Genomic DNA, 15510 nt, shown 5'->3' with positions numbered 1-15510 from the left:
CATGAAGACGGTCTGGCGCATCCTTCGCATTTTTCTCTACACGCTGCTGATCGTGGTAGCAGGCGCCATCGGCGCGCTTTTCGTGCTGACCAAGACCGAGCGTGGACGCGACAATCTCGCCGGCATCATTTCGCGCCTGGCCTCGAGCGACGAGCGTAAGGTCACCGTCAGCGGCATCGACGGTATCTGGTCGGGCGCGCTCAGTGTCGACCATGTCGTGCTGGAGGACCGCGAGGGCGCCTGGCTGGTGGCGCGCAAGGTGGCCATCGACTGGTCGCCGCTGGCACTGTTGTCCAAAAACTTCAGCGCCGACCGCATCGCGGCGGAGCGCATCGAACTTGCGCGCCTGCCGGTGGCCGGCACGCAGCAGCCGGCGCAAGGCGGCGCGACGACGCTGCCGGTTTCCATTGATATCAAGCAGATCGACTTGCCGGAAGTCGCGCTCGGCCAACAACTGGCTGGCAGCGGCATCGCCGAACTCGCCGCCAAGGCCTCGGTGAAGGCCGACGCCGCACCGCTGTCGGTCGAGACGGTGCTCAACATTACCCGCCATGACGGCAAACAGGGCAATGTCGACGCGCAGATCCATTTCGCGCCAGCGGACAACAAGCTCGACCTCAACCTCAAGGCGTCGGAACCGGCCGGCGGCATCATCGCCAATCTGCTCAATCTGCCGGACACGCCGCCGGTCGACATCGTCGTCTCGGGCACCGGGCCGCTGGCCAACTGGAGTGGCGTCGGTACCTTCCTTGTCGATCATCGGATCGTAACCCAGCTCACCGGCCGCCATCAGCTCACCGACAAGGGTAACTATCTCGAAGCCAAGGGCGACGGCGATTTCGCCCGCTTCCTGCCGGAGAACCTGAAACCATTGTTTGCCGGTAAGACCAGCTTCGATATGGCGGGCACCGCCACGACGGCGGGCGGGATCAGTGTCGACCGGGCCAACATCGACAGTGATGCCGTGCACGGCACCGCGACCGGTATCGTCGATCCCGCCGGAGCCAGCGATCTTTCGGTCGAACTCGCCGCCAAGGGGCCACCCGTGGTGGTTAGCGTCGGCAGCAAGGCGCAGCCGATCACGCTGGCGATCAAGAATGCCACCGCCCGGGCGTTCGGCGACGGCAAGGCGCCGATCGTCGATATCGGCGCCTCCTTCGTTTCGATCGTCGTCGGCGGGACGCGGCTGGACGACCTGGCGGCGCAGATACACTCCGACGGTTTCGACATCCAGAACCGCACCGGGCCGGTTACCGTCAAGCTTGGGGCCGGTGGCCTGAAAACAGACGTCGCGACGCTGGCGCCGCTGGTCACTGGCAAGGTCGATGTCGGCCTGGCTGGTTCCCTCAGCAAGGACGCCGTTGTCATCGATCAGGGCACGCTCCGGTCCGATGCGCTCAATGCCTCGCTGACGGCGACCGTGGCACTCGCCGACCTGTCGATGCAGCTCAAGATGAATGCCGATGCCGTGGCGACCGCCTTCCCGCAGCAGATCGCCTCGGTGCTCGGCGGGCGGGTGAAGTTCTCGGCCACAGCGTCGCGCGATCCGCAGGGCTCGTTCGCCGCCAACTCGATCGAACTCACGTCCGGTTCGCTCAGCGCCAGCGGTACCGCCAGCATGCAAGGTACCGATATCCTGGCCGATATCAAAGGCCGGCTGGGTGATGTTTCGGTGCTGTCGCCGACGGTCGGCGTCCCGGTCGAGGGCGGTGTCGATTTCGCCCTGGCGGCAAGCGGCGCCATGACCGCGCCGGATTTCACGGTTTCCGCCAACAGCGATAGCCTGACGGCCTCGGGCCGCACGGTGAAGTCGATCAAGCTGACCGCGAGCGGCAAGGCCGACATTGCTAGCCCTTCCGCCAATGTTTCGCTGACCGGCGCCGTCAACGACCAGCCGCTCGACATCAAGGCGGCGCTGGTGACGAGCGAAGGCAAGCGCTCGATCAATGGCTTTGCGGTGTCGCTGGGTGACAACAAGGTGTCGGGCGATCTGGCACTGGATGACAAGTTCATGCCGCTGGGCACGCTCATTCTTTCTGCGCCTGCAATCGATCAGCTTGCGGCGCTGGCCGGCCAGGCGGTGACCGGCGACATCAACGGCACCATCCGCTTTGCCAAGAGTGGCGACGCGCCCTCCGTTGCCATTGACGCGAAGAGCACGTCGATTGCGCGCGGCGAGGTGACGGCCAGCACAATCGCCGTCAATGCCCTGATTGCCAACTATCTCAAGGCGCCGGCGATTTCAGGCTCGATCAAGGCCGATGCTGTGACGTCAGGGACCACCCAAGTCGGCGGCATCATCGTCGATCTGAAGCGCGACGGAGACTGGACGAATTTTGCCGGCGGCGCCACGGTATCCGGCATTCCAGCGAAGGCGGCGGGGCGCCTGAAGATCGCCGATGGCGTCACCAGCGTCGAGATCGCCTCGGGCGAGGCTACGATTCGCGGCATCAAGGCGGCAATTGCCGAGCCGTCGACGCTCAGTATCGCCGACGGCGCCACCAGCATCGAAAAATTGGCGCTCGATGTCGGCGGCGGCTCGGTGGCGCTGTCCGGTACAGCCGGCCAGACGCTCGATCTCGCGGCAAAGGTCTCCGCCTTGCCGGCTGCCCTTGCCGACGGCTTTTCGCCCGGCCTCGATGCCGCTGGAACGCTTGATGGCAGCGCTGAGGTAACGGGCTCGCCGTCGGCTCCGGACGTCCGGTTCAATGTGCAACTGGCCGATGTCGAAACAAGCCAAACCCGTCAGACCGGGCTTGGGCAGCTCGCAGTCGACGCGGCCGGCAGCTACACCATGGCCGGCGGCGTCGTCCTCGACCACGCGACGCTCTCCGGTGACAAGGTTTCCGGTCAAGCCGCCGGCACGATCAATCCGAACGGCGCCAGCGATTTCGCCCTTGACCTCGTCTCATCCGGTCCAAGTCTGCCGCTCACGGTCGGAAGCGCCGAGAGTCCCATCAAGATCGAGGTCCGGTCGCTGTCGGCAAAGGTGGCGGGCGAGAGCACGCGGGCCCGATTGGATATGTCCGCGATCCTGCCCTCGATCGCCACGAGACCGGCGAAGGTGGACGGACTGAGCCTGGCATTGCACTCGGATGCGTTCGATCTGAAGAACCGCGCCGGGCCGGTTTCGGGCACAGTTTCGGTGGATAGGGTTGGGCTCGACAATCCCACCATCGCGCCGCTGATCGCCGGCAAGGTCACGGCCGCGCTCAGCGGGCGCCTGTCAGCCGACGCTGTCGCCATCGACAGCGGCTCGCTCAAAAGCGACGCGCTCAACAGCCAGGTCGCCGGCCTGGTGTCGCTGCGTGACGGCGCCATCGACCTCAAGCTGAAGGCGGATGCTCCATCGTCGGCCCTGCCGGCCGCAGCACGCGGCATGCTTGGCGAACGGGCGCAGTTGAGCGCCACGCTGAAGCGCGAGCCCAACGGTAATATCGCCATAGGCGGATTGACGCTGGCCTCCGGCGCGCTGACCGCACAGGGGCAGGCGAGCCTTGCCGACAATACGCTGGCCGCCGACATCAAGGGCGTGCTGGGCGATGTTTCGCTGCTGTCGAAGGATGCCAAAGGCGCTATCGCCTTTGCGCTGAATGCGCAGGGCCCGGCGACCGCGCCGGATCTGTCGCTGACCGTCGACAGCGACAAGCTTTCGGTGGCGTCGCGCGAGATCACCGGGCTCAGACTAACCGCCACCGGCAAAGCCGACGCGGCCAAGCCGGCGGCCAATGTGCAGCTGACAGGCAATGTCGCGGGCCAACCCTTGCAAGGCAGTGCGGTGCTGGCGACCGCGGACGGCAAGAGCGCCATCAATGGCCTGCTTTTGTCGCTGGGCCAAAACAGGATTTCCGGCGACCTGGCGCTGGACGACAAGTTCATACCCGAAGGCACGATCTCTCTCGACCTGCCCGATATAGGACCGCTTGCCGCACTGGCGCTGGAAAAAGCGGAAGGTGATGTGCGCGGCACGATTGCGTTCTCGAAGAACGGTGCCGCACCGCAGGTCGCCATCAAGGCTACGACCGCCTCGGTCACGCGCGGCGATCTTCAGGCGAAGGCCGTGTCGATCGACGCATTGATCGCCAATTACCTCGCCGCTCCGGTCATCTCCGGAAAAATCCATGCCGACACCGTCACGTCGGGCGGCACGGTGATCAGCGGCATCGATGTCGACCTGAAGCGTGACGGCGACTGGACCGGCTTTTCCGGCGGCGCGACGGTGAAAGGAATTCCGGCGAGGGCCGCGGGCCGCGTGAAGGCGGCAAACGGCACGACGACCATAGAGCTTGCTTCCGGCGAGGCGACCGTCCAAGGCATAAAGGCTGCCATCGCGCAGGCTTCGACCGTCACCATCGCCAATGGCACGACGACGCTGGACAGGCTGGTGCTCAACCTGGGCGGCGGCACGGCGACGGTGACCGGCAAGATCGGGCAGGCGCTCGACATCAACGCGGCGCTGGCGCGGGTGCCGATCTCGCTTGCCAACAGTTTTTCGCGGGGTCTCGATGCCGCCGGTTCGATTTCGGGCACGGTGAAGGTCACCGGGGCACCAGCCAGCCCCAGTGCGGCGTTCAACCTCGATGCTGCCGGCGTCCAGACCTCCCAGACCCGCGGCGCGGGGGTCGGTGCGGTGAGTGTCTCTTCCTCCGGCACCTTTGCCGGCAACAAGCTGACCTTCAACGCCAATGTCAGCGATGGGGCCGGCCTTGGTCTCAAGGGGGGCGGCACGGTGACGACATCAGGCACGCCGGCGCTCGCGCTCGACTTCAATGGCGCCGTGCCGTTCGGCATCCTCAGTCAGAAGCTCGCCGCGCAAGGCCTGTCGCTGACGGGGACCGCGAGTGTCAATGTGCAGGTACGCGGTCCCGCGACATCGCCGGTCATCGGCGGCAGCATCAGCACGTCGGGCGCCCGCCTGCTCGACGCGCGTTCCGGGCTTGCGGTCAACGACATCGCAGCCGAAATTTCCATCGGCAATGGCGTCGCCAGGATCAACCGGCTGACCGGGACGCTGTCGACGCGCGGCAGCCTGTCGGCCAGCGGCACGGTCGGTATCAATCCGGCGCAGGGGTTCCCGGCCGATCTGTCGATCAAGCTCACCGACGGCCGCTACACCGATGGGCGGGTGGTCACCGCCAATCTTGGCGGCGACCTGACGATCAAAGGACCGCTGACGTCGGCGCCGGTGATTGCCGGCACCGTCAACCTTGCCAAGACCGTGATCACCGTTCCGGACAAATTGCCAGGTTCGCTTTCGGCGCTCGATGTCAAACACAAGAACGCGCCCGGCGCGGTGAGGGCGCAGGACAAGGCATTGCGCCCGGCCACGACCAGCGGCAAGACGGGTGGCAGCGGCCTTGTGCTGGATGTCACCGTCAACGCGCCGAACCAGATCTTCATCCAGGGCAGGGGCGTGGACGCCGAACTCGGCGGCTCGCTCAGGCTGACCGGTCCGGCCTCATCGCCGCAAGCGGTCGGCACTTTCACGCTGCAACGCGGGCGGCTGTCGATTCTCGGCAAGCGGCTGACCTTCACCGAGGGCACGGTCGGCTTTTCTGGCTCGCTGGTGCCCTATCTCAACCTGACCGCGACAACGACCACGAGCAGCGCAACCGTCACCATCGTGGTGTCGGGCGAGGCGACCAATCCGAAATTCACCTTCACCTCGGTGCCGGCGCTGCCCGAGGACGAGGTGCTGGCGCAACTGATCTTCGGGCGGTCCATGTCGAACCTGTCGCCGCTGCAGATCGCGCAACTGGCCGAAGCCGCCGGGCAACTCGCCGGTGTCGGCGGCTCGACGTCGCTGCTGGAAAACCTGCGCAGCGCGATCGGCGTCGACGATCTCGATGTCACCACCGACGAAAAGGGCGGCACGGCGGTTTCTGCCGGCAAGTACCTCAACGACCGCACCTATGTGACGATCCAGAAAGGCGACAAGCCGGGCTCGGGCAAGGCCACGATCGACCTCAACGTGGGACGTGGCGTCAAACTGCGCGGCGAGGCGACGGACGCCGGCGAAGCCAAGGGCGGCATCTTCTACGAGAAGGAATATTGAAGCGGAGACTTGGGCTGGCCCTCATCCTGGCGAGGGCTGGTCCTGTCGCAAACCGCGCCAATGTCTCAGTTTAATCGCCTGAAGAGATTTAGTGGAAATCCGTCGCGCACTAGCAATTTTGCGCCAAGACTGTCGCTATCACGCGAACCGCTCCCCCTCCAAAGTTGCACATTCGTCAATATGTTCCCAACCATGCCGTCTTTGACATCATGGCCTGGATGCGGAATGTTAATCGGCGGAAAGCCAACAATGGGAGTTAGTCATGACAATCTACAAGAGTAATGGCGATAGCGTTCCGGATCACATCCTGGCCATGGCCGAAGAGGCCAAGTCGGGTAAGGTCGATCGCCGCGAATTCCTCGCGCTCGCCAGCGTCTTCGGCGCTTCGACGGCCATGGCCTATGGCCTTCTGGGGCTCGCCGCCCCGACGCCGGCCAAGGCCGAGGACGTGCAGGGTAAGAAAGGCGGCGTGCTCAAGGTGGCAATGTCGGTCAAGGATCCCAAGGATCCGCGCACGGCCGACTGGTCGGAAATCTCCAATGCCGAGAGGCAGGCGCTCGAGCCGCTGGTGAAATACACCCACCAGTACACATTCGCGCCCTATCTCCTGGAAAGCTGGGACATCAATGACGACGCCACCGAGTACACGCTGCATGTGCGGCCGGGCGTCGAATGGAACAATGGTGACAAGTTCACCGCCGACGACGTGATCTACAATTTCACCCGCTGGGCCGACAAGGCCGCGGAAGGCAACTCCATGCCGGGCCGTCTCGGCAGCCTCGTCGATGACAAGACCAAGAAATTGCGCGAAGGGTCGGTCATCAAGGTCGACGACATGACCGTCAAGCTGAAGCTCACCAAACCCGATATCGCCATCATCCCCAACCTGACCGATTATCCGGCACTGGTGGTGCACAAGAGCTTCGACGAGAAGGGCGCCAACTTCAAGAACTGCCCGATCGGTACGGGTCCGTTCGAGCTCGTCTCCTACGACGTCGGCCAGAAGGTCGTCTACAAGCGCCGCGAGACCGGCAAGTGGTGGCAGGGCGAAGCCTTCCTCGATGGCGTCGAGTTCATCGATTACGGCACCGATCCGGCCGCAACGGTTTCGGCCTTCGAATCGGGCGAAGTTCAGACCAACCATGAGACGACCGCCGACTACGTCAAGATCATCGCAGACGTCGGCGCACCGCCTTCCGAGGTCGTGACCGCCGCCACCGTGGTGTCGCGCTTCAACGTCAACGCCAAGCCTTATGGCGACCAGAAAGTGCGTCAGGCGATGTGTCTGGCCGTCGACAACTCGGTGGTGCTGCAGCTCGGCTACGGCAATGCCGGCACGCCGGCCGAGAACCACCATGTCGCGCCGATCCATCCCGAATATGTCGAGCTGCCCAAAATCAAGCGCGACATCGCCAAGGCCAAGCAGATGCTGACGGAAGCCGGCGTGATCGATTTCGAACACGAGCTGATCAGCAACGACGAGGACTACCACAAGAACACCACGGACGCGATCGCGGCCCAACTGCGCGAGGCTGGCATCAAGGTGAAGCGCACCGTGCTGCCGAGCTCGACCTTCTGGAACGACTGGACGAAATATCCGTTCTCGGAAACCAACTGGAACATGCGTCCACTTGGCATCCAGGTCATCGCCATCGCCTACCGCTCGGGTGAAGCCTGGAACGAGACGGCCTACGCCAATCCGGACTTCGACAAGAAGGTCAACGAGGCGCTCGGGATCGCCGACGCGGAGAAGCGCAAGGTGGTGATGAAGGACATCGAGCAGATGCTGCAGGATTCCGGCATCATCATCCAGCCTTACTGGCGCAAGCTCTACATCAACATCAAGCCCGAGGTGAAGAACCACTCGATGCACCCCACCTACGAGCACGACTTCGGCAAGGTCTGGCTCGATCAGGCGTGACCCACAGCCTGTCGGGAGCGGGGCGCCAGCGCCTTTCGCTCCCGCGGCATCGCCGCCGTTGCATTGGATGCAGCGGCGGCGTGACGTCACAAGGTTTTTGATACAGGGTTGAACCTATCTGACCCCAACCCGGCCGGCAGGGGGGTACAATGTTCTCATTCATCGCCAGACGCATCGGCACGATACTGCTCACGATGCTGTGCCTGACGCTGGTCGTCTTCTTCCTCGTCAATCTGGAACCCAACCTGAAGAAGCTGGCGATCAGCCAGACCGAGATGCACACCTCGGCCGAACAGCTGGAGAGCTGGCTGGTCAATCATGGCTACCGGCAGAACTTTTTCGTGCGCTACGGCCAATGGCTGGGCGTCGTGCCCAAGCAGCCGGTAACCGATCCGGCGACCGGTAAGCCGGCGCAGCGCTTCTCCTTCTGCAATGATCCGGCCGAGCCGAAGTTCTCCGGCGTGCTCCAGGGTGATTTCGGCTGCTCGACCAAATTCAAGACCACGGTGGGCGCCAAGCTGTTCCCTGCGCTCGGCGCCACGGGCATCCTGATGTTCTGTGTGCTGGCGGTGATGGTGCCGGTCTCGCTGCTGATCGGCATCCTGGCCGGCATGCGCGAGGGGTCGCGCACCGACCGGGTGCTGTCGGTCGCCTCGATCGCCTCGACGGCGACGCCCGAATACGTATCGGGCGTCATCTTTACCGTCATCTTCGCCTCCTGGCTTGGCTGGCTGAACGGATCCGCCGCATCGGCAAGCCAGGGCATCACCTTCTATAACTTCACGCTGCCGGTGATCACGCTGGCCATCTACGGCATCGGCTACATCGCGCGCATGACGCGTGCCTCGATGGTCGAGGTGATGACGCAGCAATATATCCGCACCGCCCGGCTGAAGGGTCTTTCCTTCAAAAGCGTGGTGGTCAAGCACGCGCTGCGCAACGCTCTGATCGCGCCCTTCACCGTGATCATGCTGCAGTTTCCGTGGCTGCTCACCGGCGTCGTCATCGTCGAGGTGATGTTCCGATATCAGGGCTTCGGCTACACACTGGTCGAGGCCGCCGGCAACAACGACATCGACCTTTTGCTCGGCTGCTCGCTGGTCTCGGTGTTCATCGTCCTGATCACGCAGCTCATTTCCGATGTCGGCTACGCGTTCCTCAATCCGCGCATTCGGGTCCAGTAGGGGAGACGGCGCATGCAAGCCCAATATATTGGCGCCTCCACCGTCGTCCTTGAAGTGCTCTGGCGCTTCTGGCCGGTCTGGCTCGCGCTTCTCATCGTCATGGGCGCGAGCTTCCTCTACAAGAAGAAGCTGGCTCTCTACGGCCAACTGTTCGACAGCGGCGTCGGCATAGCGGGGGTGGCCATCTGCCTGTTCTGGCTGTTCACGGCGATCTTCGCCTCGACCATCTCGCCTTTCGATCCGCTCGGCCAGATTCCCATCATGAAGGATACACTGCCCGGAGCCATCGAACCGCAATCGGGCCTCGCCTATCTGTTCGGTGGCGACAAGCTCGCCCGCGATGTCTTTTCACGCATGGTCTATGGCAGCCAGATCGTCCTGATCATCGCGCCGGCGGCGACCGGCTTCGCGCTTATGGTCGGCATCACGCTCGGCCTGCCGGCCGGCTATTACGGCGGCAAGATCGATACCGTTTTGTCGTTCCTGGCCAATCTCGTGCTGGCCTTCCCGGTTATCCTGCTGTTCTACCTCCTAGTGACGCCGGGCATCATGGACACGCCGATCCCCTACGCGCTGGCCGGCGTTTTCTTCCTGTTCCCGATCATTTTCTTCTGCGTGCTGTTCTGGACGCGCTACAAGAACCGTTCCGACCGGATCTACATCCTGCTCGGACTGACGCTGGTGGTCGGCGGCTGGATCTATGCCGGCCTGGTGTTCGATGCCGACCCGCTGAAGATCGTGCATATCGATCCCAACCAGCTCAACATCTTCGTGGCGGTGGTGTTCGCCTCCAGCCCGGGCGTGTTCCGCATCGTGCGTGGCCTGACCATGGATATCAAGACGCGGGACTATGTGGCGGCGGCCCAGACGCGCGGTGAATCGCCATGGTACATCATGCTGTGGGAGATCCTGCCCAATGCGCGCGGACCGCTGATCGTCGATGCCTGCCTGCGCATCGGCTACACCACCATCCTGCTCGGCACGCTGGGCTATTTCGGCCTCGGGTTGGCGCCGGAAAGTCCCGACTGGGGCACGGCGATCAAGGATGCCAGCCGGCTGCTGCGTTCCTTTATCCACCCGGCACTGCCGCCGACGATCGCGCTGATGTCGTTCGTGCTGGGGCTAAACCTGCTCGCCGATTCCCTGCGCGAGCAATCGATGAAGGATTGATGGCGGGGTCCTCGACCCTACTTGCCCGGAAAACCAAGGATTGGAGCGACCCATGAACGAGGCAGTTCGAAATCCGGCCAGGCCGAACAATGGGCCGATCATCGAGATCGAGAACCTGTCGATCTCCTTCTTCACCCGCAAAGGCGAGATACCGGCCGTGATGGATTTTTCCTGCACGGTCATGCCCGGCGAGGCGATGGGCATTGTCGGCGAATCCGGCTGCGGCAAGTCGACCGTGTCGCTCGGCATCATGCGCGACCTCTCCAACATCGGGAAGATTGTCGGCGGCAAGATCAAGTTCCAGGGCAAGGACATGGGCGAGCTCTCCGAGGAGGAGCTGCGCAGCATCCGCGGCAACAAGATCGCCATGATTTATCAGGAGCCGATGGCGAGCCTGAACCCGGCGATGAAGATCGGCCAGCAGCTAATGGAAGTGCCGCTGATCCACGACAAGGTGTCGAAGGAAGAGGCCTATAAACGTGCGCTCGAAATGGTGCGCTCAGTGAAGCTTCCCGATCCGGAACGCATGATGCGCTCCTATCCGCACCAGCTTTCCGGCGGCCAGCAGCAGCGCATCGTCATCGCCATGGCGCTGCTGTCGAAGCCGGCGTTGCTTCTCCTCGACGAGCCGACGACGGCGCTCGACGTGACGGTGGAGGCGGGCATCGTCGAACTGGTCAAGGGGCTGGGCGAGAAGTTCGGCACCTCGATGATCTTCGTGTCGCACAATCTTGGCCTGATCCTGGAGACCTGCGACCGCATCACGGTGATGTATTCGGGCGAGGCCGTCGAGACCGGCAAGATCAAGGACGTGTTCGACCGGATGCGCCATCCCTATACGCAGGGCCTTTTCCGCTCGATTCCGCTGCCGGGCGCCGACAAGAACTCGCGGCCGCTGATCTCGATCCCCGGCCAGCTGCCCCTGCCGCATGAAAGGCCGAAGGGCTGTAATTTCGGTCCACGCTGCCACCATTTCGTCGAGGGCGTCTGCAACGCCGCCGAAATCCCGATGATCGAAGTCGCGGGACATGAAGGTCATTTCTCGCGCTGCGTGCGGTTCAACGAAATTGATTGGGACGCCCTGCCGCCCGGCGCCAAAAAGGTCAATGAGAAGGTCGTGCCTGGCGCACCGGTACTCAAGATCGAGGACTTGAGAAAATACTACAAGGTTGGCGGCAGCGAGGTGTTCGGCTCAAGCGAGGGCCGCGTCGTCAAGGCCAACGAGACGATTTCGTTTACGGCGCGCGAATCCGAAACCGTCGCCATTGTCGGCGAATCCGGGTGCGGAAAATCGACGCTGGCCAAAGTACTGCTCGGGCTCGAGACGGCGAGCTCCGGCAAGGTCACGCTCGCCAACAAGGAAATCCAGTCGACCGGCATCGAGAGCCGCAGCGTCGACACGGTGTCGTCGATCCAGATGGTGTTCCAGAACCCGTTCGATACGCTCAACCCCAGCCATTCGGTCGGCTCGCAGATCATCCGCACACTGGAAAAATTCAACGTCGGCAAGACCGTCGCCGACCGGCGCAAGCGCATGCTGGAATTGCTTGACCTGGTGAAGCTGCCGCGCGCCTTCGAGAGCCGCAAGCCGCGCCAGCTTTCGGGTGGCCAGAAGCAGCGCATCGGCGTGGCGCGCGCCTTTGCCGGCGATGCCAAGGTGGTGGTGGCCGACGAGCCGGTCTCGGCGCTCGACGTGTCGGTGCAGGCGGCGGTGACCGAGCTGCTGATGGACATCCAGCGCAAGAACAAGACGACGATGCTGTTCATCAGCCACGATTTGTCGGTCGTGCGCTATATCGCCGACCGGGTCGTCGTCATGTATCTCGGCTATATCGTCGAGCAAGGTACGACCGACCAGATCTTCGCGCCGCCCTATCATCCCTACACCGAGGCACTGCTTTCGGCGATCCCGATCGCCGACACCAGCGTGGTCAAGAAGCACATCGTGCTGGAGGGCGACATACCCTCGGCGATGAACCCGCCGACAGGCTGCCCGTTCCAGACGCGCTGCGGCTACAAGAGACTGGTGCCGGATAATCTCTGCGAAACCAAGGTGCCGCCGGTAAAGAACCTGGGCGGCGGGCACATGAGCCTGTGCTGGCTCTCGGACGACGTTCTGGCGACGATGGAGCCAGTGATCAAGTTCGACAAGCAGCATGCCGACCATGAGGGCGTGCCGGACGACGCGCCGCATGGGGCCGGCCCGGGCTTTGCCGGTCAGCCACCCAACCGACCACATGGCAAGACCGCCAGTGCGGAAGCCAGCGCGGTGGGAGAGGACGCCGAGGAGACAGAAGCCGTGTGGCGAGCCCGCCGCCACGAGGTGCGCGACGAGGTCTCCGAAACAGGTGCACCGGCGACCGATGCCAACGCGACCTCCGCGCCTTTCACGCCGAGAACGCTCGGCGAGGGCCGCCAGGCAGAGAATGCGCGTGTCGCACCAATTAGCGGCCGTGCGGCCAGACCAGGCGCGGCGCGTGATGGCGCGGCCGACAGGAACCGACCCGCCGGCATCTCCAAGCCTGCCAAGCCGGACGACTTGAAATTGATATCCGGCGTGGGTCCGAAGACGGAAGCCATCCTCAATGGCCTCGGTATCTTCACCTACGCTCAAATTGCCTCGTGGAAGAAGGCCGAACGGGAGTGGGTCGACGACCATTTGAGATTCCAGGGCCGCATCGAGCGCGAGGACTGGGTCAAGCAGGCGAAGGCGCTCGCCAAGGGCGGCGAGGCGGAATACATCAAGGTGTTCGGCAGGAAGCCGCGCTGACAGGCGCTGTCGTTGTAGCGGGAGCCCTTTAGCTGCCGCACTGCCTTAGCTGTTCGGCATAGTCGCGGGCCATCTTGTCGGTGGCCCGGGCATAGCTCTGGACGCCGGAATCGCCACGATTGCCGCGGCCATAGGCGGTCCAGCCGAGATAGTAGGCAAGGTAGAGATTGTAGGTGTCGTTGCGGGCGACGCCGTAGGTATCCGCTGTCTTGGAATGGTACCAGCCGACGAAATCGACGGCGTCGGCGAATTTGGTCCGGCGCGCCGCCCAGTTGCCGGTTTCGCTCTGATATTGCGACCAGGTGCCGTCCAGCGCCTGCGAGAAGCCGGTGGCCGACGAGACGTGCTTCCATGGGATGAAACCGAGCAGTTTGGTGCGTGGCGGCCGGGCGTTGCTCTTGAATCCCGATTCCTTGCGCACGGTCGCCATCAGCACGGGGACGGGCACGCCGTATTTCTGCTCGGCGCGTTCGGCGGCCGACTGCCAATTGTCGAACCAGCCGTCATTCTGGTCGAAGACGGCGCAGACATTGTTGATGTGGCTGGGGGCCGTCGCACAGGCCGAAAGTGCCAGCAGCATACCAACCGCTACAATTTTACTAAAACTCGACCTACGCATCGGCAGAGCAATAGGCTCAAATCATAAAGGGAATCTTGCTGCCCTCGTTAACGGGCCGCCGATGCGGGCGCTTCAGAAAAATGCCATATTGATCACCCGACATATCTTGTCGCTTTTCATAAATCGATGTTTCGAAAATGCCGCCTCGGTTAAAATCGCGCCCGCAAACGGCGTATTTCTGACAGCTGGCGCGGTTTGCCGAGGCTTTGATGCCTGGCATGAACGAACCAAGACGCAAGCGCGGCGCCGAGCGCACCAGCAACCGGGGACCAGGGCCTATCCCGCAGCTGCCGGCGAGGCGGGTGACCAATCCTTATCCGCCGATGGCCTTGCTGTCGCCCGACCAGATCGAGGCGATCCACCAGGCGTCGATCCACATATTGGAGAATTTCGGCATCGAGGTGATGAGCCCGCGGGCGCTCTCGCTGTTCGAGCAGGCCGGTGCCAGCGTGGACCACGCGTCCGCGAACGTGCGCATTGACCGCGGCATGGTCGACGAGGCGCTGAAGACGACGCGGTCCAATTATTCCCTTACACCGCGCAATCCGGCCAACGCCGTTCATCTCGGCGGCAACACAATCAATTTCACGCTCGTTGCGGGGCCGCCCAATGTGCACGACATGGCGCGGGGCCGCCGCCCCGGCAATTTGCGCGACTATGCGGACCTGACCCGGCTGGCACAGCATTTCAACTGCGTGCACATGCTCGGCAACCAGGTCTGCGCGCCGGTCGAATTGCCGGCCAATTCGCGCCATCTCGACACCTATTTCACCAATCTGACGCTGACCGACAAAAGCTTCCATGTCTCGGCGATCGGCCGGGGCAGGGCGCTGGACGGGATCGAGATGATGGCGATCGCGCGCGGGCTGACGCTGGACCAGTTGCGCGACGATCCCGGCATCGCCACCATCATCTCGGTCAACTCGCCGCGCCGTTTCGACGAGATGATGGCCGAGGGGCTGATGACGATGGCCGAATTCGGCCAGTCTGTGGCAGTGACGCCGTTCACGCTGATGGGCGCGATGAGCCCGGTGACGCTGGCCGGTGCGCTCGCGCAGCAGAATGCGGAAGCACTGTTCGGCGTAGTCCTGACGCAACTTGTACGTCCGGGCGCGCCGGTCATGTATGGCGCCTTTACCTCCAATGTCGACATGAAGTCGGGCGCGCCGGCCTTCGGCACGCCTGAAAACACCAAGGCCAACATCGCGTCGGGGCAATTGGCACGGCGTTACGGGCTGCCCTACCGGACAACGCCGGGCTCGGCCTCCAACGCCGCCGATGCGCAAGGCGCTTACGAGACGTTGATGGCGCTGTGGGGCGCTGTGCTCGGCCACGGCAACCTCGTCTATCACGCCGCCGGCTGGCAGGAGGGCGGGCTGACGGCGTCGTTCGAGAAATTCATCATCGACGTCGAAATGATCCAGCACATGATGGAGTTTTTGCGCCCGATCGTGGTCGACGAGGCCGAGCTTGCCGTCGAGGCGCTGGGCGCGGTGCCGACCGGCGGCCATTTCTTCGGCGAGCCGCACACGCTGGAACGTTATGCGACGGCCTTCTATCAGCCGATGCTTTCGAACTGGCAGAATTTTGAAGCCTGGCAGGAAGCCGGCGGCCTCGACGCAACCGCGCGCGCCACGCGGTTGTGGAAGAAGGCGCTCGAAGACTATGTCGAGCCGCCGATGGACGTCACCGTGCGCGAAGCGCTGGAGGCCTACGTGACCAAGCGCAAGGAAGCGATTGGGGCGGGCGAGCCGTGATGCGCCACGAACGTCCCGTTTTGAATCATCTAGC

The 15510-nt window shown here is 63.6% G+C and carries 7 protein-coding genes and 1 pseudogene; 6 read left to right on the top strand and 2 right to left on the bottom strand.

What is annotated here, in order from left to right:
• Nucleotide 1 precedes the first annotated feature (1 nt).
• From FJ979_RS03285 to FJ979_RS03265, 5 genes and pseudogenes are all read left to right on the top strand, one after another.
• On the top strand, nt 2–6055 hold the full coding sequence (locus FJ979_RS03285) for a translocation/assembly module TamB domain-containing protein (protein WP_140580033.1): 6054 nt from the start codon (nt 2–4) through the stop codon (nt 6053–6055).
• A 262-nt stretch (nt 6056–6317) separates the two neighbouring features.
• Nucleotides 6318–7976: an ABC transporter substrate-binding protein gene (locus FJ979_RS03280; protein ID WP_140495085.1), complete on the top strand. Its 1659-nt coding sequence runs from the start codon at nt 6318–6320 to the stop codon at nt 7974–7976.
• Nucleotides 7977–8125: 149 nt separating this feature from the next.
• On the top strand, nt 8126–9160 hold the full coding sequence (locus tag FJ979_RS03275) for an ABC transporter permease (RefSeq protein ID WP_140521245.1): 1035 nt from the start codon (nt 8126–8128) through the stop codon (nt 9158–9160).
• 12 nt (nt 9161–9172) lie between these two features.
• Nucleotides 9173–10330, top strand: a complete 1158-nt coding sequence (locus tag FJ979_RS03270; RefSeq protein ID WP_140495091.1) for an ABC transporter permease — start codon at nt 9173–9175, stop codon at nt 10328–10330.
• 52 nt (nt 10331–10382) lie between these two features.
• A pseudogene (locus FJ979_RS03265) lies at nt 10383–12584 on the top strand (ABC transporter ATP-binding protein); the annotation flags it as partial.
• A 544-nt stretch (nt 12585–13128) separates the two neighbouring features.
• Here FJ979_RS03265 and FJ979_RS03260 read toward each other — a convergent pair.
• Together FJ979_RS03260 and FJ979_RS03255 are read right to left on the bottom strand one after the other, a co-directional pair.
• Nucleotides 13129–13719 (bottom strand): transglycosylase SLT domain-containing protein, encoded by a 591-nt coding sequence (locus FJ979_RS03260; protein ID WP_140521244.1) that lies wholly within the window; start codon nt 13717–13719, stop codon nt 13129–13131.
• A 16-nt stretch (nt 13720–13735) separates the two neighbouring features.
• The gene (locus FJ979_RS03255; protein ID WP_140516680.1) at nt 13736–13939 is read right to left on the bottom strand and encodes a hypothetical protein; all 204 of its coding nucleotides are present in this window, start codon (nt 13937–13939) and stop codon (nt 13736–13738) included.
• Between FJ979_RS03255 and FJ979_RS03250 the strand changes: the two genes are divergently transcribed.
• Nucleotides 13938–15476 (top strand): trimethylamine methyltransferase family protein, encoded by a 1539-nt coding sequence (locus FJ979_RS03250; protein ID WP_140521243.1) that lies wholly within the window; start codon nt 13938–13940, stop codon nt 15474–15476. The two genes, FJ979_RS03255 and FJ979_RS03250, sit on opposite strands and share 2 nt — an antisense overlap.
• Nucleotides 15477–15510: the final 34 nt, after the last annotated feature.

Origin of the sequence: Mesorhizobium sp. B1-1-6 (assembly GCF_006443035.1) — a bacterium.
Taxonomy (GTDB): Bacteria; Pseudomonadota; Alphaproteobacteria; order Rhizobiales; family Rhizobiaceae; genus Mesorhizobium.
This window is presented reverse-complemented; position numbering and strand designations above follow the sequence as displayed.